This is a genomic window from Nautilia profundicola AmH, from assembly GCF_000021725.1.
GTDB classification, from domain to species: Bacteria; Campylobacterota; Campylobacteria; order Campylobacterales; family Nautiliaceae; genus Nautilia; species Nautilia profundicola.
This window is the reverse complement of record NC_012115.1, coordinates 17729-35680: the sequence shown is the minus strand read 5'-3', so window position 1 is coordinate 35680 and position 17952 is coordinate 17729. Positions and strand designations below refer to the sequence as shown.

Here is a 17952-nt window from a genome sequence, read left to right as displayed (position 1 = left end):
TATCTTTATTTTTTATTTTTTTGTATTTTTTCCAAAGGAGTTTGAACAACATAAAAAAATTCAGGATGCAAATCATTATAAAATAACTTAACTTTTGCCTCTTTATAAAGTTTTTTCTCTTTTACTTCCGTAATTTCACCTACTTTTGCACCCTGATAAAATACACCGTCAAGACCGCTTGTTATTACCAAATCCCCTATATTTATTTTTTTAAATTTCGGAATATATTTTATTGTATTTATTTTCCCGTAAAAAATTCCCGGGATTTTATCTTTTCCTATATACACGGTATATGATGTTTTTTCGTTTGAATTTAAAAGCGCCAGTGAATAATTTGAATAATGTTTTACAGCTATCCCAGCTGCCAGATTATTATAAACAAGTCCTCTCGGAGTAGTGAAAGGTTTATCGTAATTGATATATACTTCAGTAAAATCCGGAAGTTTTGCATAGGATATAACCTGAGTAAAAACTACATTGGGAATATTTAAATTTTTAAAATATTTTAAATCTTTACATGTTGCATATTTGACTGCTATTTTTTGTATTTCATCTTTTAAAAACCTGTTTTCTATTAAGAGTTTTTGCAAAGTGTCTTTTTGGTCAATATACTCTTCATATATCTCTTTCCATGTAGTTAAAAGGGAAGAAAAAGAATTCTTCAGAGAATTGGCACTCTCCAACGTATATTTTTTAATAACAGGTATCTGAAAAAAAAGTACTATTACAATACTTAATATTAATAATAACCGTCTACTCATCAAGCGTTGCTAAAATCTCTATTTCATCTAATACTTTACCCGTTCCTTTTGCAACAGCCAAAAGCGGCTCTTCGGCAATATATACAGGCAGTAATACAAGATCGCTTAAATATTTATCAAGCCCTTTAAGAAGAGCCCCACCACCTGTTAAAACAATTCCGTTTTCAACAATGTCTCCCGCAAGATCCGCAGGAGTTTCCTCGAGCACCTGTTTAACAGCTTCACCTATTTCTTTTACAGGTTCTTTTAGAGCCTCTCTTATGTCTTCACTTGTTACGGTAATCGTTTCAAGAAGTCCTGAAATTCTGTTTTTACCCTGAACAGCCATTTTAAGTTCTTCTTCAAGTTTGACTGCGCTTCCGATTTCCATTTTAATCTCTTCGGCTACTCTTTCTCCGATAATCAGGTTATATTTTCTATTTATATAATCAATTATACTTTTATCAAATTTATCTCCGGCAACTCTTATAGATTTACTTACAACAAGTCCGCCGAGCGAAATTACACCGATTTCGGTAGTACCTCCACCGATATCGATAACCATGCTTCCTTGAGGTTCTTTTACAGGAAGCCCTGCTCCGATTGCAGCAGCCATAGGCTCTTCAATAAGATACACTTCTCTTGCTCCCGCACTCATAGCGGATTCTTTTACCGCTTTTCTTTCAACCTGAGTAAGTCCGTAAGGAACACATATAACTATTCTCGGTCTAATCAAACCTTTTCTGTTGTGCACTTTTTGAATAAAGTATCTTATCATCTCTTCAGTTACGCTGAAATCCGCAATAACCCCGTTTTTCATAGGACGGATTGCGATAATGTTTTTAGGTGTTTTACCTACCATTTCTTTTGCAGCTTTACCTACAGCAAGAACCTTTTTTTTGTGTTTATCGTCTTTAATGGCAACAACGCTTGGCTCATTGATAATTATACCTTTACCTTTTACGCTTACTAATGTATTGGCAGTTCCTAAATCTATTGCCAAATCGTTACTGAAAAGTCCAAGTAGTTTATTTAGCATTTTCTTCCTTTTTTATAAGTATTGGCTCGGCTTTATTTTCTATTACGTCTTTTGTGATTATTATCTTATATCCTCTGTATTCAGGCAGATTAAACATAATATCAACCATGGCTTCTTCCAGAATAGCTCTAAGACCCCTTGCTCCCGTACCTCTTTTAATGGCTTTATCGGCAATCGCCTCAAGAGCTTCTCTTTCAAATTCAAGCTCGACATCGTCAAGTTTAAATAACGCCTGATACTGCTTGATAAGAGCGTCTTTCGGCTCTGTGAGGACTCTTATTAAATCGTCTCTTCCAAGCTCTCTTAATGTCGCAATTACAGGAAGTCTTCCTATCAGTTCAGGAATAAGCCCGTACTTAACAAGATCTTCAGGCTCCACAAGTGCGAAAATATCGTCTTTTGTCAGTTTTTCTTTTGTTTTACCCAAAAATCCTACAGTAGCGCCCTCAAGTCTTTTTTGGATAATCTCCTCAAGTCCGTCAAACGCACCTCCGCATATAAAGAGGATATTTGAAGTGTCAATCTGTATAAATTCCTGATTCGGATGTTTTCTTCCTCCCTGAGGCGGAACGTTAACGATTGAACCTTCTATAATTTTTAAAAGCGCCTGCTGAACACCCTCGCCGCTGACATCCCTTGTAATGGATCTGTTTTCGGAGAGTCTGCTAATTTTATCGATTTCGTCGATAAACACAATCCCTCTTTGCGCTTTTTCTATGTCCCAGTCAGCCGCCTGGATCAGTTTTAAAAGTACGTTTTCAACGTCCTCTCCCACATATCCGGCTTCCGTTAACGAAGTGGCATCAGCTATTGCCAAAGGAACATCAAGAAGTTTTGCAAGCGTTCTTGCTATTAACGTTTTACCGCTTCCTGTCGGTCCTATCATCAGGATGTTTGATTTTTGAATCTCAACGTCGCTTTTAGCTCCGAAAAGTATTCTTTTATAGTGGTTGTAAACCGCAACCGAAATAATTTTTTTGGCTCTTTCCTGTCCGATAACATATTCATCCAGATGCGCTTTTATCGCTTTTGGAGTCAGCAGGTTTATATCAGCCGGTTCTTTTTTATCTTTTTTCTTTTCAGCCGCACCCATAATGATTTCATAAGCCGTAAGTACACAGTTTTTACATATAAAGGCTTTGTCATCAGGCGCCGCTAATAGCGGATTGTCTTCCGTTTCAAGACTTCCGCAGAAACTACACTTTTCTATCATATGGTATTCCCCTTTTTGAATTTAATACGAATTCGCATAAATGTTTTACATATTCGTTGTCTGTACTCTCAAGTATCTCTTTTGCCGTGTCTTTAAGAGGCTTTCCGCTCTCAAACAGCTCTTTGTACGCTTTTTTAATGGCGTCTATGTCGCTTCTGTTTTGGAATCTTCTTCTAAGTCCCGTTAAGTTAAGGCCTCTTAATTTCGCCCTGTTACCTTCGGCTATGGTAAACGGAGGAATGTCCTGAGCCACCGCGCTTGCACCGCCTATCATTGCATGTGCACCTATTTTTACAAACTGATGAACAGGTGTCATTCCGCCTATTACAACATAATCTTCAAGCTCCACATGTCCCGCAAGCGTTGCTGCATTTGCCAAAATACAGTTATTTGCGATTATTACGTCGTGTGCAACGTGCACGTATCCCATAAGCAGGTTGTTATCGCCTATTTTGGTTACGGCTCCCCCTCCTTCGGTTCCGGGATTTATTAACGTAAATTCTCTGATTTTATTATTGTTACCGATAATAAGTTCAGTTTTTTCACCGTGATATTTCAAATCCTGAGGTTCGCTTCCGAGTACCGCATGCGAATAGATGTGGTTATTGTCTCCTATTGTCGTATATCCCGTAATAATTGTATACGGATCGATTATGTTGTTATCGCCTATTACAACGTTTTCGTCAATTATAACACCCTCGCCTATTTTACAGTTTTTGCCTATTTTGCCTTTTATTATTGCTTTTTCGCTTATATTTTCCATAGTTTTTCCATTTGTTTTATTTGTCCATAATCATGGCTTTAAGTTCAGCTTCGCTTACAAGCTCTCCGTCAACATACGCTTCACCTTTTAGCTGCCAGATTTTACCTCTGTGCTTAATTGTCGAAATTTTATATACAAGTTTGTCTCCAGGAAGTACAGGCTTTCTGAATTTCGCTTTGTCAATGCTCATAAAATATACAACTTTATCGTTCAGTTCTTCTTTGCTCATTACCGTAAACGGTAAAATCGCTCCTGTTTGCGCCATACCTTCGATGATTAATACACCCGGATAAATAGGATGCCCCGGAAAATGCCCCTGGAACACCTGGTTTGTAATAGAAATATTCAAATACCCCTCAACATACTCACCCTCTTTTACATCCGTAATTCTGTCAACAAGTAAAAACGGATATCTGTGAGGAAGCATCTCTTGAATCTGATTAATATCATAAACCATATATAATCCTTTTTTATTAAAATTTTATCAAAATTTCTCTTATATCGGGGTATACTTTAGCCTCAATATCGACTTCATACTTTTCTTTTATCTCATCTACGATAATTATAGGTGATAAAGAATATTTAGTATTGGTTATTTTTTCCCTAAACTCAACCTCTTCTTCAATACTCGGAGGGCTTTTGGTTATTTCTTTAACATTTTGATATTTTTTATTTAAAATTTCATTAAATTTGGTAATTTCCACAAAAATTATCTGCATTCTGTTGAAATATCCGATTCCGTCTTTTACAAAATCAATCCTTCCCCTTGCCGGCCTTTGAAGATACGAATAAAACAGAATATAACTATCCTCGATTTCCCATTTTCCCTTTGCACCCCCAAAAGTCTGCCCCGGATTTTCCGTTTTACACTTTTCACTTTTCACTTTAAATTTTACACTGCCTCTTAGCAGTCTGTAGTTTAGGAAATTTTCTTTGATTATTTTATATTCACTCCCCTCATCTTCATATTCGAGCCTTTTTTTATAAATCTCAAGCCTCTCTTCTATGCTTGCGGGAAGAATCTGCCTCGTTACAGGGCTTAACAGCTCGTCTATAATCTCCTGATCCTGCTTTTGCTGCCAGATTCCGTAAATGCACCCGCAGTAGTCCTGCCTGTACATCTGGGTTTCTTTCGCATATATCTGCTGTGCCTGGGTTCCTCCCTTTTTACGGTAATCGGGTGCGTAAAAGTCGATGCCGTACTTTCTTTTTATCACTTTTCCTATAGAATTTAACTGCTCCTGGGACTTCATAGGCGACATCAGAAGCGAAGTGGTTATTTTATCATCGCCGTTTTTTAATGCGAACTCGGCGGTGGCTTCCAATGAATGGTCAAAACATATAGAGCACCTTACACCCTTTTCGGGTTCGTTTTCTTTGCCTTTTACTGCTTTAAGCCAGCTTTCGTAATCATATTCGCCCTCAACGTATTCGATTCCGAGTTTCCTGCATATCCTTTCGGTATCTAAAGATCTTAGTTTAAATTCGCTGTAAGGATGGATATTGGGGTCGTAAAAAAAACCTGTTATTTTCTCATCCGGGAAATCTTCTTTTAATTTTTTCAAAAAATACCCGGCATCAACGCTGCAGCAAAGATGGGCAATCATAAAAAGCCTTTTTAGGAGATAATATAAAAAAAGGAGAGAGTTTTCAACCCTTAGCTAATGCTCGGGCATGAAAGTTCTACATAAATTCTAAATGTATCACCTTCTTCATTTACGAAAAATCTGTGTTTTTTACAGAAGTTTCCATTCATATAGTTTGCTATTTTAAGTGCTTCCCATTCGGCTTCTTCTTTTGATTCAAATGTTTTTGGAAACTCAAGATCGCTTTTTTTGATACATCCACATTGTTTTTCAACATCAACTTTGTACATTTTTGCTCCTTTGAGATAAATTTTGTCCGAAATATATCAAATTTTTTTGCAATTTCAAATTTTTTTGATATATTAAGCCAAAAAAAGGATTCTAATGACTCAAACTCAAAAAGAGATGATGGCACTTGTGGGAGCTTGTACCCAGGAAGCCGGTGATAAATTTTTGGTACCAAATATACTAAACGACGAATTTAATAAAATTCTTACTAAAAAGTTTGAAGTTTACAATGAAGACACTCAGGAAAAATATGATCTTATTATTGACGAAAAACCCGGTGATTTGATTAAAATTTATGAAAAACTAAATGACAAAGGCATATATATCACAACTGCCGCATCACTTGAAGACAGGGATCTTTTTGCGAATTTGAGCAAATTGTTTTATATCGTAATGCCGTATTATTTCATTGAAGATGACGGTTCAAGAAAAGCACTTGTATTCGCAAGCAAAGAGATTCACCCGACAGCGGATCTTATCAGACATAGAAGCGATTTCGTTGAAAACACCCACTATTACCACACAGACATTCATCTTGCAAGTTTTGTACTTCCTAAGTATATTTTTGAAAATATCAAAGACGTAATTAAATTATAAGTGAAAAGTGTAAAGTGAAAAGTGAAAAATTTTCTAACGCAATAGTACTCACAGGCGGCATAGGCACGGGCAAAAGCACCGTCGCTTCCTTTTTAAAAATGTTCGGCTACAAAATAATAGACGCGGACGAAATAAGCAAAGAGGTTTTTGAAGAACAAAAAAACAAAATAAAAGAAATTTTCGGCACAACCGACAGAAAAGAGCTTAGAAGCATAGTATTTAACGACAAAGAAAAACTAAAAACTCTCGAAAACATCATTTTGCCGGAAGTTAGAAAAAGAGTAATAAATTTCGCCGAAAAATATGAAAAAGATGGCGTTAAATATTTTGTGGACCTGCCGCTTTATTTCGAAAAACAAAACTACCCGGAATTTGATAAAGTCCTTGTAATCTACGCCCCGAAAGAACTGCAGGTAAAAAGAGTGATGCAAAGGGATGACGTAAGTGAAAAAGAAGCGCTTTCAATTCTTAACAACCAGCTCGATATTGAAATTAAAAAACAAAAAGCAGACTTCGTAATCGATAACTCAAAAGACTTGAAGCACCTTCAAAAAGAGATAGAAAAGTTTATAAAAGAGCTATAAAGAGTTGTTAAATTAGTTAGTTAAGTTTTTATAGTTATTAAAATTATTACATTTATACCAACTAACCTTAACTAACCTCCAATTAACTTTAATTAACCATAAAAACTTCCCCATAATTTCATTTTCCATTAATAAAGTGCTATAATATTCAAAAGGATTAAGATGGAACAAATATTCGATCTTGACAGAAAAGCCGCTTCAATAATCGAAAATGCGGACAATGAAATAAAAAAACTTTTTGACGAATTCGAAAAAGAAAAAAAAGAATATTTAAACACATTTGAAACTGAACTCAAAAAATACGAAGAAACACTCAAAAAAGATTTAAAACAAAAGCTCTTAAATTATGAATATTCCCTTAAACAAACATTAAAAGAAAAAGAAGATAAATTAAAATCCTTAAGTATTGATAAAGTAAAACTTTTTAATAAAATAAAAGAAGAATTATGCGACCGCTCAAATACGCATATATAAACGCCCTTGTAAGAAGCCTCAAAAGTGCTTTTCTCGATCCAGATAAACTCCTTACAGCAGAAAACAAAGCTGATTTATTTAATATTTTAACCTCAACTCATTATGATAAAATTCTTACAACACCTGAAAATCTATATAACGATATAGATTTTCATTTTAAAAAACTTTATAAAAAAATCACTAAACCTTTAAATAAAAACGAAAAAGAACTTTTCACACTGTTTTTTTCCAATAAAAAAATAGACAAAGTTACTGCACTTCATATTAAAAAATCAATTGATAAAATATCATTAAAAGAAAGACAAGAATTTAAAGAAATAATTGGTGGATATTTTGATTTAATCAATATTTTTACCGTTTTAAAATATAAAATAATCTATTCTTTAAAAATTGAAGATTTTTTTCCTTATTTGCTTCCTTACGGCAATATAGACAAAAATGCACTTCAAAAACTCAGCTCATCCGAAAATCTGTATGAATTTGCCCAAAACCTGCAAGACATTATAAGTCTTCCTTCAAAAAATTACAGTTTTACATCTTTAAAAAAAGAACTTTTCGTAAATTATTACGAATCTTTAAATAAAGTATGGTTCGGATATCCTTTTAAACTATCCGTACCTTTTGTTTTTCTGGTACTTAAAAAGCGGGAAATTTTTAATATCAAAGCCGTTTTTACCGCATTTAGTTACAATATTTCCAAAAAAGAAATAAAAGATATGGTAATGTAAAATGTTTTTTCCTGAAAAAATGTACAAATTGACTTTTGAGATCCCAAAAGACAAAATAGACGGATTTTTAGAAAAACTCGGAAAAGAAAAAATTCTTCATATTAAAAAAGACACCCGTAAAAAACATCCCCTTGTTTATAAAATAAACAATCTTTTAAAAAAAACAGCTGATTTACTTTCCATTATTAACGAGCCTCTACCTGCACATCCAAAAAAAGAAAATTTTCAAATTGAAGAAATAGAAAACATTCTCTCATCTTTAATATCAGTATATGAAGATGTTTCTTTCAAAGAAAAGGAGTATAAAAGAAAAAAAGAATCTCTTCAAAAACTAAATAAATTTTTAAAAGCTTTCAATATATCAAAAGAACAACTGAAATTTAAATTTCTTAAATTCAAAGCTTTTTATTCAACTTACGAAAACTTTGAAGAAATTAAACTTATTTTAAGCGCTTACAATATTTTATGTATTTATGAAGAACTAAAAGATTATATTGCCGTAATATCCGTATATACACCAAAAAATGAATCTAAAACCATTGAAATACTGCAAAAGTTTTCCATAACACCTTTTGATGAAGAACTATTTGAAATTGATGAAAAAACTCTTGAAAAAGAATTACAATTAATTAACAAAAAAAAAGAAACAATTCTGAAAGAAAAAGATGTTATTAAAAAAATATATTCCCATCTTCTATACCTCAAAAATATCTACGAAATCAAAACCGTTTTAAAAGAAAAAAACGGTTTTTACATTCTTGAAGGTTGGGTGCCTAAAAAAAGATACAAACCGCTGCCTTTTGTCAAAAATAAAGAAATTGATTTTATAAATTCTCCTACCCTTCTTAATACACCGAAATTTTTCAAACCTTTTGAAAACCTTGTCAAAACTTATTCGCTTCCAAAACCCTATGAAATTAACCCTACTATGTTTTTTGCGGTTATTTTCATATTTTTATTCGGACTTATGTTCGGTGACATTGGTCAAGGAGCAGTATTGGCACTGATTGGTTATATGTTAAGAAATAAAAAAGAAATACTTGGAAAAATTATGCTTTTAAGTGGTTTGTCTTCAATGTTTTTCGGTGCCATTTACGGACATTTTTTCGGATTTGAACTTTATCATTTCTTTTCCCCTATGGAAAACATAAACAATCTGATTGCTTTAAGCATATTTGCAGGAGCCGTTATAATTTCAACAGGATTTATACTTTATATGAGTACGAATTACAAAAAAAGGGACATCAAAAAACTTCTATTCGGAGAAAACGGTCTTTTGTCATTTGCAATATATCTTCTTCTATTATGGATAGGAATTAAAATATTTATACTTCATACGGATATTAAATTTGATTTGTTAGTACTTGGAATATTGTTTATTGGATTTACCGGTTATACAATATATGAGAGCAAAAAAACTTCACAATCTCTTTTTCACTCGATAATAGGCCTTTTGGAAAACATAACCAATACAGTTTCATTCGTAAGAACGGGTGCTTTTGCACTTGCCCACGCCGCTTTATTTTTAGCGGTTTTTACAATAGCTGAGATGATGGATAAAACCGGTTATTGGATTACAGTTATTTTAGGTAACATATTCGTTATAATACTTGAAGGGGTAATTGTAACGATTCAAACGCTAAGACTTGAATATTACGAATTTTTTAAAAGATTTTACGAAGGAGGAGGATATGAATACAAACCGTTCGAATTATAGGGGCTTAATAAAACTGTTTTTATTTTTACCGATGATTTTAATGGCAGGGGATAATTCTTACGCTTATATAGCTGCAGCACTGGCTGTCGGACTTTCAAGTATTGCAGCAGGAATTGCCGTAGGAATGGTCGGGGCAGCTGCTATGGGAAGCATAGGAGAAAAACCTGAAATTTCTACAAAAGCACTTATTTTCTTAGGACTTGCAGAAGGTATAGCGATATACGGACTTATCGTATCCATTATGATATTAGGAAAAATATGAAAATAGTACTTCTTGGAAACAAAGAAGAATGCCTTGGATTTTCACTTTGCGGGATAGAGACCGTAGAAGTTGACAATTTTGAAGAAAACTTGCAAAAAGTACTTAAAAACAAACAAACGGGTCTTGTTATTATAGCAGATAGATATTATGAAATATTTAAACAGAAATTTTCAAATTACACCAAAAAAAACGCTCTTCCGGCAATTGTGTTTATACCGTCTTTTGAAAAAACATATATGCAAGAAAGTATAAAAGGATATTTATCAAATGTTCTCGGAATCAGACTTTGAAAAACTAAAAAAAGAAGCCCTAAAAGAAGCCGAAAAAATTTCTGAACAAAAAATAAAAGAAGCAAAAGAAAAATTACAATACCAAAAAGACGTTTTTTTTAACAGTCTGAATATAAACAGAGAAAAAGAACTGTTAAACTTAAAGTATGAAAAAATCTTAAAAGAAAAAGAAACCTCACTTTATAAAAAATACGAAAAAGAACTTGAAAAGATTTATAAAAATATTAAAGAAAAAACAACAAACGAACTTTTAACCGTTATTCATAAAAACGGAGAAAGTTTATGCAAATGTTTTTTGAATAAACTTCAAAATTATCAAAAAGGCACTCTTTTTCTACCCAAATACCTAAAAAACAAATGTCAAAGTAATTTTACAACCGTTTATACCGATAATGAATGCTTTATTTTCAAAACAGGCAACAAACACATTGTTTTCGATCCTATTGAAAGTATCAATAAAATATTACAAGGTGAATTATGCTTAAAATAACATCAATCAACGGACCTATAGTAAAAGCCGAATATAAAAATGAAACTCCTTTAATGTATGAATTCGTATATATCGGAAAAAGCAGACTTATAGGGGAAATTATCAGTATAAATAAAAATTTTATTACCATTCAGGTATACGAAGACACAACCTCATTAAAGCTAAACGAACCGGTGTTTTTAACAGGTAGTCTTTTAAGTGCATCACTTGGTCCAGGACTTCTCGGCAGTGTGTATGACGGTATTCAAAGAGAACTTTTTTCAATGCCTGAGAGAATTCAAAAAGGTATTAAATCAAAAGCGTTAAATGAAGAAAAAAAATACTTTTTCAAAGCGTTGAAAAATGTGGGGGATGAGGTAAAAAAAGGAGAAATAATCGGTGAAGTTGATGAAAACGGTATAAAACACAGGATTTTAAGTGATTTTAACGGAATTTTGAATGAAATCGAAAATAAAACGTGCTCAATTAAAGATACCGTAGCAGTAATTAACGGTAATAAACAAAACATGATTAAAAAAAGGCCTTTAAGGATACCTGGAAGTTTTAAAAAAAGACTCTCTCCGAAAATTCCTCTTATAACGGGACAAAGAGTAATTGATTTCATGTTTCCGATAGCAAAGGGGGGCTCCGCTTCAATTCCAGGGGGATTCGGAACAGGAAAAACCATTTTACAGCAGACTTTGGCTAAATACTGTGATGCGGATATAATCATTTATATAGGTTGCGGTGAAAGAGGAAACGAAATGACCGAAGTGTTGGAAGAGTTTCCAAACCTTACAGACCCTTACAGCGGCAAACCGCTTATGAACAGAACTGTTTTGATAGCAAATACGTCGGATATGCCTGTTTCCGCCAGGGAAGCGTCAATTTATCTCGGAATAACTATCGGTGAATATTTTAGAGACCAGGGCTATAATGTTGCGCTTATGGCCGATTCCACTTCAAGATGGGCGGAAGCCATGAGAGAATTATCAAGTAGAATGGGAGAATTACCTATGGAGGAGGGATATCCTGCCGATATTTCTTCTAAAATAGCATCCGTATACGAAAGAGCTTCAATAGTGGAAACATTCGCTTCAAATATCGGATCTCTTAGCATCATCGGGGCGGTTTCACCCGCAGGCGGCGATTTTTCCGAACCGGTCACTATTCATACAAAACGCTTTACAAGTGTATTCTGGGCGCTTGACAAATCATTGGCAAATGCCAGATTTTATCCTGCTATAAATTATTTAAACAGTTACTCAAACTATGAACTCAATGAATGGTGGGAAGAAAAAGGTCCATATATCGAAATTAAGCAATTTTTTAACGATATTTTGCAAAAAGACGCGTCGCTTCAAAAAATAGTAAAACTTTTAGGTGTAGGAGCCCTTCCCGAAGAAGAAAAAATCACTCTTTACACCGCAGAACTTATAAAAGAAGCTTTCTTACAGCAAAACGCTTTTGATGAAACAGACGCATTCTGTACACCGGAAAAACAGATAGAAATGGCAAAAACTGTTGTTTTAATTCATGATTTGTGGCGAAAAGCCTTTTTGACAAAACAGATTCCGGTTGACATATTAAAAAACCAGCCTGTTATTTCCGAGTTTATAAGGGCAAAATATGAAATTAAAAACGAAGAATACGAAAAATATATTGATTTACGCAAAAAAATAGAATCATATTACAATGAATTTATAAAAAATTACGGAGAATAAAATGAGAATCGAATATGAAGGAGCAGTGAAGATAAAAGGAAACCTTCTTTTTTTTGAAACGGTTGAAGGAGTTGGATACAATGAAAGCGTAACTCTCCGATATAAAGACAAAACTCTTAAAGGGATTGTCAGTGCCGTTGATGAAAAGATAACCGTTATAGAAATTTTAGGAGATACTTACGGACTTGATATAAACAATATTAAAGCCGAGTTTCATTTAAAACCTCTTAAAATAAATTTAAGTGAAAACATGGTAGGTAAAACTCTTGATGCATTTGCAAATCCGATAGACGGAATAATGGAATCTGTTGAAAAAGAATCCGATATAAACTTAGGCGCATATAATCCCGCATATAGAGAATATCCTAAAAATATCATAGTTACAGGATTTAGTGCTATTGATGCTTTAAATACACTTGTTAAAGGACAAAAACTTCCTATTTTCGCTTTAAGCGGGCTAAAAAATGATGAGTTTGTCGCAAAACTCGCAACCCAGATATCAATAAAAAATTCTTTAATAATATTAGCGGCAATCGGAATGAGGTTTGAAAGAGCTCAATACTTAATAAACTCAATATCTAATAAAAGCTCGCAAATAACAGTTTTTTTAAATTTGGCCAATGAACCGACAATAAATTCTCTCTTGTTGCCTCGAACGGCTTTGACGTTTGCAGAATATATGGCTTTTGAAAAAGGTAAAAATGTAATAGTAATACTTTATGATATGACAAATTACGCAAATGCCCTGCGTGAAATATCATCAAAAAAAGAGGAAATCCCGGGTAAAAAAGGATATCCGGGATATATGTACAGCGACTTGGCATCCATTTATGAAAGAGCCGGAATAATCAAAGGCAAAAAAGGCTCAATTACACAAATTCCTGTTCTAACCCTTCCGGATGACGATATTACACATCCTATTGCAGATTTAAGCGGATATATTACCGAGGGGCAGATAGTTTTCAGCCGTTCTCTTCATAAAAAAGGAATATTTCCTCCTATAGATGTATTAAGTTCACTTTCCAGACTTATGAATTCAGCTATAGATTCAACACATAAAAGATTCGCTTCACAATTATACGCATCATATGCAAATGCCAAAAAAATAGAAAATTTCGCATCAATAATAGGTGAAGGAGAACTTAGCGAACTTGAAAAACAATATCTCTCATTTGCCAGGGAGTTTGAAAATATTTTTATAAATCAGGAACTTCCGAGGAATATGCAAGAAACATTTGAAGTTGCCAAAAGACTTTTAAAAATCCTTCCGAAAAATGAAATGACAAGACTCTCCCAAAAAGAACTCGGAGAAGTTTATGATAAAGAATAAGTCCACACTCCTCGAACTTAAAAAAGATCTCGAAATTGTAAATGAAGGTGAAGAAATTTTAAGTAAAAAAAGAGATTTGTTGCTAAAAGAAATAATGCAGATAGTGGATATTGTCGATAAAAGAAGAAAAGAACTAAACGAAACAGTAAAAAGCAGTTATAATACTTTAATTAAAGCATTAATGGAAAATCAAAATCTTTCAACAGAATCTTTTGTTCAAACTGAATTAAAAGTAGTACCAAAAAGTTTTCTCGGTATTGTAATTCCAAAAATTAATTTTAAAATCATCCAAAAACCTCAAATTGAATTAAATACTAATATTTTTGAAGATTTAGCAAGGGAGAGTTTTTTTAAAAGTTTAAAAATGATACTTGAACTTGCAGAACTCGAAATAAAAATCTGGAAGCTTTCAACAGAATTGAAACAAACACTTATAAGAGTAAACGCTCTTAAATATCATTACATTCCCACATATGAAAAAGAGATAAAAGAGATTAAAACATATCTTGAAGAAAGTGAAAGAGAGTTTATAGCCATTATTAAAAAACTGAAATAAAAAAGTTATCGGGTTAATTAGTATATTTGTTATTGCTATATTAGTAAACCTCTGGAAAATATTATCTTTAGAAAACATCTGCGGCGTTACAGTCAAAATTTTCTAAAATTTTTGGTACAGTAGTGAAGCCGTTTGAAAAAAATAATATTTTTCAGAGAACAGAATTGATATAATTTTTCACTTTTTAGTATAAAATGATATAATTAATAAAAAGGGTTCACATGAAAACAAATACTATAATAGCAGAGTTTCCTCTTGCAAACACAAAAGAAGGGCTTATTACAGTGTCACATATTAAAGAGCCTTACGGAGAAGGCAGTAAACCGGTTGTAAGTATAGGAATATCATTAAACGGAGATAATGAAAAACCTGATTGGAAAGCTCATATACCTTATGAAAATATTGATGACGTTATAGCGGCACTTAAAGCTGCAAAAGAGAAATTCGCCAAATAATGAGATTTTTCTCTTTCCTTTTACCTATACTGTTGTTTTTAGGGTGTTCAAACAAAATTAATTTAGCGGATTATAGACCGGCTTATATACCTAAAAACACCGCTGCACCTTCAAATTTTTCACCAAAAATCAAAAAAATATCAATAGTCCGATTTCCAAAATATAATTTTAGAGGCTTAAAATTGGACGAAACAGCTACATATAAACTAAATTCTTTACTACAAACATCAAAATTTGTAAAAATAATAAGGATTATAAACAATAATCAAATTAACGAAGAAATAAAAGCTGCCGAAATATCAAAAGAGACAAATAGCGATTTGGGTGCGGATTATTTAATAAAAGGCACTATTTTAAATATATCATATGTTCCAAGATACCATAGAGGATTTTATTACTTTATAAAAAATAAAAATGGGCAAAAAATAAGAAAATACTCTCCTCCGTATTATTCATATGAAGTGTGTTCCCAAATTAACATACAAATCTTCCAGCTTCCTGATTTAAAAAATATATATGATCGTATTTTTCAATCATGTGTACATTACAGAGACGATTCTTCATTTAGAAGATTTTATTCAAATCTGGTATTTAAGTCTATAAACAAAACTGTAACAAATGCTTTTAATTCATTAAAGAAATTCTTTGCTCCTAAAGGATATATTTATGAAGTCAGAAAAAATGGAGATGACTTAATTGCAAAAATTTCTCTCGGTAAGAATCAGGGTATGTATGAAGGATTAAAACTTAATATATACGCATTATCCAAAGATCCTGTAAACGGAGATATTGAAAAATATAAAATCGGTGAAGGAGAGGTCAGCAATTTAATTTTTGATAATTCCTGCTGGATTATTGTGGATCTGGAAGATAATGCTCAACTTAAAATAGGTGATATGGTCGAACCCAACTTTGAAACTTCTTTTTGGGATCTGTTTTAATGAAAAAATGGTTTACATTAATCGTATTAATATTTGTATCTTGTACAAATCCAAAACCTCCAAACTGGTATATACAAACACCCAAAGACAATCAAAACTATTTTTATGCATCTGCGGAAAGCTATTCTAAACAAAATGCGATAAAAAATGCACTTAATGACATAGCCTCAAGAATAAATGTAAAAATTAGTTCCAATTTCGTCATTAATAAAGGAATACATAATCAAAAAACATATAACGAAATATTTCAACAAATTAACGCTCAGGTATCAAATATAAATTTCAACAATTACGAAATATTAAAAATTGACAAAGAAAATGACAAATATTACGTATTAATAAGAATTAATAAACAGAAATTAATAAACAATCTCAAAACAAAAATCAATATCGAACTTAAAAAAATAGATTTCAATGAAAACAGTCCTATAAAACGTGTCATTTATTCATACAACATCTTATATAAACTAAAAAAAATCAAAAGTGATATTTTTATACTGGAATCATTGGGCGTCAATATTTCTAACTATATTGCAAAAATAGAAAATTTAAAAAAAATCGCATTAAATATTATCAAAACCACTGAATTTAATATTGTAACCAATAGGTACAAAAATCAAAGTATAGAAATATTTTCAAAATACCTCATTATTTCAAAAAAAGCTAAAAATTTAATAAAAATCAATATTAGCATTCAAAAATATCACCTGTTTAATGATTATATTATTAAAGGAAAAACAACTATTATTTTAGACAAGTTCTATTCTTTAACGTTTTTGGGCAAATCCATAACATCATATAAAGAGGCAGAGGCATTTGCAAAAGAAGAATATAAACTAAGACTACTTAAGCTTTTAAAAACATTATTTAAAATTAATGTTTTTTAATTTTTGCAAAATAAAATCCGGAATACGCACCTTTTGGTAATATCCTTACTGTTTTTGACACATCTGGATGATATTTTTTATCTTCCCATTCCATTATACCTTTTTGAATATTATCAATCGGAAGATTTACATCTACAACCTCTGCGTTTTCGTATTTGTTTAATAAAAAATCAACACTTTCTTCATTTTCTTCCGGAGCAAACGTACATGTGGCGAAAATCATTTCTCCTCCGGGTTTCAGTGCTTCAAATGCCGAAATTATAAGTTCTTTTTGGAGTTTGGAAAACCTTCTTACCCTCTTAAGATTCCACCATGTAATCCCCTCGTCAAAATCAATATGCGCTTCAGAACTGCAAGGAGCATCCAAAAACACCTTGTCAAACATCTCTCCTGTTGCTTTATATACAAATCTGCCGTCTTTGTTGTATGTCTGAATATTTTTGGCACCGTGTTCTTTAAAGTTTCTTTTCATTCTGAAAAATCTGTTTTTATCAGGCTCTACAGCACTTACCTTCTTAGCTTTTTCGCTGAATATCAGGCTTTTCCCTCCAGGTGCAGCGGCAAGATCCAAAACCCAGTCATTTTCGTCTATATCAAGGGACAGTGCCGAAATAATGGATGAGAGGTTTTGTATGTATATTTTGTTTGCCGTATATGTTTTGGATTTGGTTATTTTTTTTCTATCTTCAATAGGAAGCGTATATACCCACTCGCTCCATTCCACAGGTTTAGGATTGTATCCTTCTTTTTTTAACTCTTCCACCGCTTCAAGTCCCGCTTTGTGGCGGTTTATTCTGAATGAGAACTCTTTTTTTTCTTTCAACCCTTCAAGAATCTTAGGGTTTATTTTATTTATTCTTTCTATAAAAACAGCTTCGTTTTCTTTGTTTCTCACTAAAAAAACTCCTTAATTATATTTTAGGCACTTTAAAAATATCGGGATGAAGAGGCGCCAGTTCTTCATTTCTGTCTATATTACCGTACCATTCGTGAAACTGATCAGCCACTTTAAACAACCAGTCAATCAATTCTTCTTTTACATCATGTTTCTCTCTGGCTTTATCTAATATGTCTTCAACAAAATGTGCGAAATTTTTTATTCTGTCTATTTTTAAATATGCAGTCGCAGATTTCAAATTATGAAACATCCTAAATAAATCGTTAATTGCTTCATCATAATCAGTATAGAGCCTCTCGATAGTTAAATCAAGATTATCTTCCATAATATCGAGAAGCATTAAAAACTCCTCTACAATATTGGAATCAAACTCATTATACAGATAATCTTGTATTTTCATTTTTTATTCTT

At 32.5% G+C, this 17952-nt stretch carries 23 protein-coding genes; 14 read left to right on the top strand and 9 right to left on the bottom strand.

Features of this window, described 5'->3' with window-relative positions:
• Window positions 1–5 precede the first annotated feature (5 nt).
• The 7 genes from NAMH_RS00205 to NAMH_RS00175 are packed head-to-tail and all read right to left on the bottom strand — an operon-like array spanning window position 6 to window position 5631.
• Window positions 6–761, bottom strand: coding sequence for a rod shape-determining protein MreC (locus tag NAMH_RS00205; RefSeq protein WP_015901800.1), 756 nt, complete (start codon window positions 759–761; stop codon window positions 6–8).
• Window positions 754–1779, bottom strand: coding sequence for a rod shape-determining protein (locus NAMH_RS00200; RefSeq protein ID WP_012663699.1), 1026 nt, complete (start codon window positions 1777–1779; stop codon window positions 754–756). The genes NAMH_RS00205 and NAMH_RS00200 overlap by 8 nt, the downstream gene beginning before the upstream one ends.
• Window positions 1769–2992 carry an ATP-dependent Clp protease ATP-binding subunit ClpX gene (gene clpX, locus NAMH_RS00195; RefSeq protein WP_012663989.1) on the bottom strand — a complete coding sequence of 408 codons (1224 nt, stop codon included), beginning with the start codon at window positions 2990–2992 and terminating at the stop codon, window positions 1769–1771. Before clpX ends, NAMH_RS00200 begins: the two co-directional genes overlap by 11 nt.
• The gene (lpxA, locus tag NAMH_RS00190; RefSeq protein ID WP_015902816.1) at window positions 2976–3755 is read right to left on the bottom strand and encodes an acyl-ACP--UDP-N-acetylglucosamine O-acyltransferase; all 780 of its coding nucleotides are present in this window, start codon (window positions 3753–3755) and stop codon (window positions 2976–2978) included. Before lpxA ends, clpX begins: the two co-directional genes overlap by 17 nt.
• A 16-nt stretch (window positions 3756–3771) precedes the next feature.
• A complete protein-coding gene (gene fabZ / locus NAMH_RS00185; protein ID WP_015901865.1) occupies window positions 3772–4212 on the bottom strand; it encodes a 3-hydroxyacyl-ACP dehydratase FabZ in 441 nt (146 codons plus the stop codon).
• Window positions 4213–4228: 16 nt separating this feature from the next.
• Window positions 4229–5362, bottom strand: a complete 1134-nt coding sequence (locus tag NAMH_RS00180; protein ID WP_015902178.1) for an epoxyqueuosine reductase QueH — start codon at window positions 5360–5362, stop codon at window positions 4229–4231.
• 50 nt (window positions 5363–5412) lie between these two features.
• Window positions 5413–5631 (bottom strand): hypothetical protein, encoded by a 219-nt coding sequence (locus NAMH_RS00175; RefSeq protein WP_012663441.1) that lies wholly within the window; start codon window positions 5629–5631, stop codon window positions 5413–5415.
• Between the two features lie 94 nt (window positions 5632–5725).
• Between NAMH_RS00175 and NAMH_RS00170 the strand changes: the two genes are divergently transcribed.
• The 14 genes from NAMH_RS00170 to NAMH_RS00105 all read left to right on the top strand — a co-directional run bounded on the left by NAMH_RS00170 (window position 5726) and on the right by NAMH_RS00105 (window position 16643).
• Complete coding sequence (locus tag NAMH_RS00170; RefSeq protein WP_015902327.1) at window positions 5726–6226, top strand: class I SAM-dependent methyltransferase; 501 nt, start codon at window positions 5726–5728, stop codon at window positions 6224–6226.
• Between the two features lie 14 nt (window positions 6227–6240).
• Window positions 6241–6810, top strand: coding sequence for a dephospho-CoA kinase (gene coaE / locus NAMH_RS00165; protein WP_015902644.1), 570 nt, complete (start codon window positions 6241–6243; stop codon window positions 6808–6810).
• A 162-nt stretch (window positions 6811–6972) separates the two neighbouring features.
• On the top strand, window positions 6973–7284 hold the full coding sequence (locus tag NAMH_RS00160; protein WP_015901907.1) for a hypothetical protein: 312 nt from the start codon (window positions 6973–6975) through the stop codon (window positions 7282–7284).
• Window positions 7257–8012, top strand: coding sequence for a V0D/AC39 family V-type ATPase subunit (locus tag NAMH_RS00155; protein ID WP_015902473.1), 756 nt, complete (start codon window positions 7257–7259; stop codon window positions 8010–8012). Before NAMH_RS00160 ends, NAMH_RS00155 begins: the two co-directional genes overlap by 28 nt.
• Before the next feature lie 28 nt (window positions 8013–8040).
• The gene (locus NAMH_RS08890; protein ID WP_187146592.1) at window positions 8041–9729 is read left to right on the top strand and encodes a V-type ATP synthase subunit I; all 1689 of its coding nucleotides are present in this window, start codon (window positions 8041–8043) and stop codon (window positions 9727–9729) included.
• Window positions 9704–9991 (top strand): ATP synthase subunit C, encoded by a 288-nt coding sequence (locus NAMH_RS00145; RefSeq protein WP_015902287.1) that lies wholly within the window; start codon window positions 9704–9706, stop codon window positions 9989–9991. Before NAMH_RS08890 ends, NAMH_RS00145 begins: the two co-directional genes overlap by 26 nt.
• Window positions 9988–10281, top strand: coding sequence for a V-type ATP synthase subunit F (locus NAMH_RS00140; RefSeq protein WP_012663867.1), 294 nt, complete (start codon window positions 9988–9990; stop codon window positions 10279–10281). Before NAMH_RS00145 ends, NAMH_RS00140 begins: the two co-directional genes overlap by 4 nt.
• Window positions 10259–10771, top strand: a complete 513-nt coding sequence (locus NAMH_RS00135; RefSeq protein ID WP_015902004.1) for a hypothetical protein — start codon at window positions 10259–10261, stop codon at window positions 10769–10771. Before NAMH_RS00140 ends, NAMH_RS00135 begins: the two co-directional genes overlap by 23 nt.
• On the top strand, window positions 10759–12474 hold the full coding sequence (locus NAMH_RS00130) for a V-type ATP synthase subunit A (protein ID WP_012663568.1): 1716 nt from the start codon (window positions 10759–10761) through the stop codon (window positions 12472–12474). The genes NAMH_RS00135 and NAMH_RS00130 overlap by 13 nt, the downstream gene beginning before the upstream one ends.
• 1 nt (window position 12475) lies before the next feature.
• Window positions 12476–13804 carry a V-type ATP synthase subunit B gene (locus NAMH_RS00125; protein ID WP_015901955.1) on the top strand — a complete coding sequence of 443 codons (1329 nt, stop codon included), beginning with the start codon at window positions 12476–12478 and terminating at the stop codon, window positions 13802–13804.
• Complete coding sequence (locus NAMH_RS00120; protein WP_015902515.1) at window positions 13791–14360, top strand: V-type ATP synthase subunit D; 570 nt, start codon at window positions 13791–13793, stop codon at window positions 14358–14360. The genes NAMH_RS00125 and NAMH_RS00120 overlap by 14 nt, the downstream gene beginning before the upstream one ends.
• Before the next feature lie 221 nt (window positions 14361–14581).
• Window positions 14582–14815, top strand: a complete 234-nt coding sequence (locus NAMH_RS00115) for a hypothetical protein (protein WP_012664000.1) — start codon at window positions 14582–14584, stop codon at window positions 14813–14815.
• Window positions 14815–15756 carry a hypothetical protein gene (locus NAMH_RS00110; RefSeq protein ID WP_015902300.1) on the top strand — a complete coding sequence of 314 codons (942 nt, stop codon included), beginning with the start codon at window positions 14815–14817 and terminating at the stop codon, window positions 15754–15756. The genes NAMH_RS00115 and NAMH_RS00110 overlap by 1 nt, the downstream gene beginning before the upstream one ends.
• Window positions 15756–16643 carry an LPP20 family lipoprotein gene (locus NAMH_RS00105; protein ID WP_012664023.1) on the top strand — a complete coding sequence of 296 codons (888 nt, stop codon included), beginning with the start codon at window positions 15756–15758 and terminating at the stop codon, window positions 16641–16643. Before NAMH_RS00110 ends, NAMH_RS00105 begins: the two co-directional genes overlap by 1 nt.
• Here NAMH_RS00105 and NAMH_RS00100 read toward each other — a convergent pair.
• Window positions 16630–17538 (bottom strand): SAM-dependent methyltransferase, encoded by a 909-nt coding sequence (locus NAMH_RS00100; protein WP_012663851.1) that lies wholly within the window; start codon window positions 17536–17538, stop codon window positions 16630–16632. The two genes, NAMH_RS00105 and NAMH_RS00100, sit on opposite strands and share 14 nt — an antisense overlap.
• Window positions 17539–17554: 16 nt before the next feature.
• A complete protein-coding gene (locus tag NAMH_RS00095) occupies window positions 17555–17941 on the bottom strand; it encodes an Hpt domain-containing protein (RefSeq protein WP_015902462.1) in 387 nt (128 codons plus the stop codon).
• Between the last annotated feature and the right edge of the window lie 11 nt (window positions 17942–17952).

Excerpts from the sequence above, each read along its gene's own strand:
- NAMH_RS00205 (WP_015901800.1), bottom strand. The coding sequence starts at position 761 with ATGAGTAGACGGTTATTATTAATATTAAGTATTGTAATAGTACTTTTT.
- NAMH_RS00200 (WP_012663699.1), bottom strand. The coding sequence starts at position 1,779 with ATGCTAAATAAACTACTTGGACTTTTCAGTAACGATTTGGCAATAGAT.
- clpX (WP_012663989.1), bottom strand. The coding sequence starts at position 2,992 with ATGATAGAAAAGTGTAGTTTCTGCGGAAGTCTTGAAACGGAAGACAAT.
- lpxA (WP_015902816.1), bottom strand. The coding sequence starts at position 3,755 with ATGGAAAATATAAGCGAAAAAGCAATAATAAAAGGCAAAATAGGCAAA.
- fabZ (WP_015901865.1), bottom strand. The coding sequence starts at position 4,212 with ATGGTTTATGATATTAATCAGATTCAAGAGATGCTTCCTCACAGATAT.
- NAMH_RS00180 (WP_015902178.1), bottom strand. The coding sequence starts at position 5,362 with ATGATTGCCCATCTTTGCTGCAGCGTTGATGCCGGGTATTTTTTGAAA.
- NAMH_RS00175 (WP_012663441.1), bottom strand. The coding sequence starts at position 5,631 with ATGTACAAAGTTGATGTTGAAAAACAATGTGGATGTATCAAAAAAAGC.
- NAMH_RS00170 (WP_015902327.1), top strand. The coding sequence starts at position 5,726 with ATGACTCAAACTCAAAAAGAGATGATGGCACTTGTGGGAGCTTGTACC.
- NAMH_RS00160 (WP_015901907.1), top strand. The coding sequence starts at position 6,973 with ATGGAACAAATATTCGATCTTGACAGAAAAGCCGCTTCAATAATCGAA.
- NAMH_RS00155 (WP_015902473.1), top strand. The coding sequence starts at position 7,257 with ATGCGACCGCTCAAATACGCATATATAAACGCCCTTGTAAGAAGCCTC.
- NAMH_RS00145 (WP_015902287.1), top strand. The coding sequence starts at position 9,704 with ATGAATACAAACCGTTCGAATTATAGGGGCTTAATAAAACTGTTTTTA.
- NAMH_RS00140 (WP_012663867.1), top strand. The coding sequence starts at position 9,988 with ATGAAAATAGTACTTCTTGGAAACAAAGAAGAATGCCTTGGATTTTCA.
- NAMH_RS00135 (WP_015902004.1), top strand. The coding sequence starts at position 10,259 with ATGTTCTCGGAATCAGACTTTGAAAAACTAAAAAAAGAAGCCCTAAAA.
- NAMH_RS00130 (WP_012663568.1), top strand. The coding sequence starts at position 10,759 with ATGCTTAAAATAACATCAATCAACGGACCTATAGTAAAAGCCGAATAT.
- NAMH_RS00125 (WP_015901955.1), top strand. The coding sequence starts at position 12,476 with ATGAGAATCGAATATGAAGGAGCAGTGAAGATAAAAGGAAACCTTCTT.
- NAMH_RS00120 (WP_015902515.1), top strand. The coding sequence starts at position 13,791 with ATGATAAAGAATAAGTCCACACTCCTCGAACTTAAAAAAGATCTCGAA.
- NAMH_RS00115 (WP_012664000.1), top strand. The coding sequence starts at position 14,582 with ATGAAAACAAATACTATAATAGCAGAGTTTCCTCTTGCAAACACAAAA.
- NAMH_RS00110 (WP_015902300.1), top strand. The coding sequence starts at position 14,815 with ATGAGATTTTTCTCTTTCCTTTTACCTATACTGTTGTTTTTAGGGTGT.
- NAMH_RS00105 (WP_012664023.1), top strand. The coding sequence starts at position 15,756 with ATGAAAAAATGGTTTACATTAATCGTATTAATATTTGTATCTTGTACA.
- NAMH_RS00095 (WP_015902462.1), bottom strand. The coding sequence starts at position 17,941 with ATGAAAATACAAGATTATCTGTATAATGAGTTTGATTCCAATATTGTA.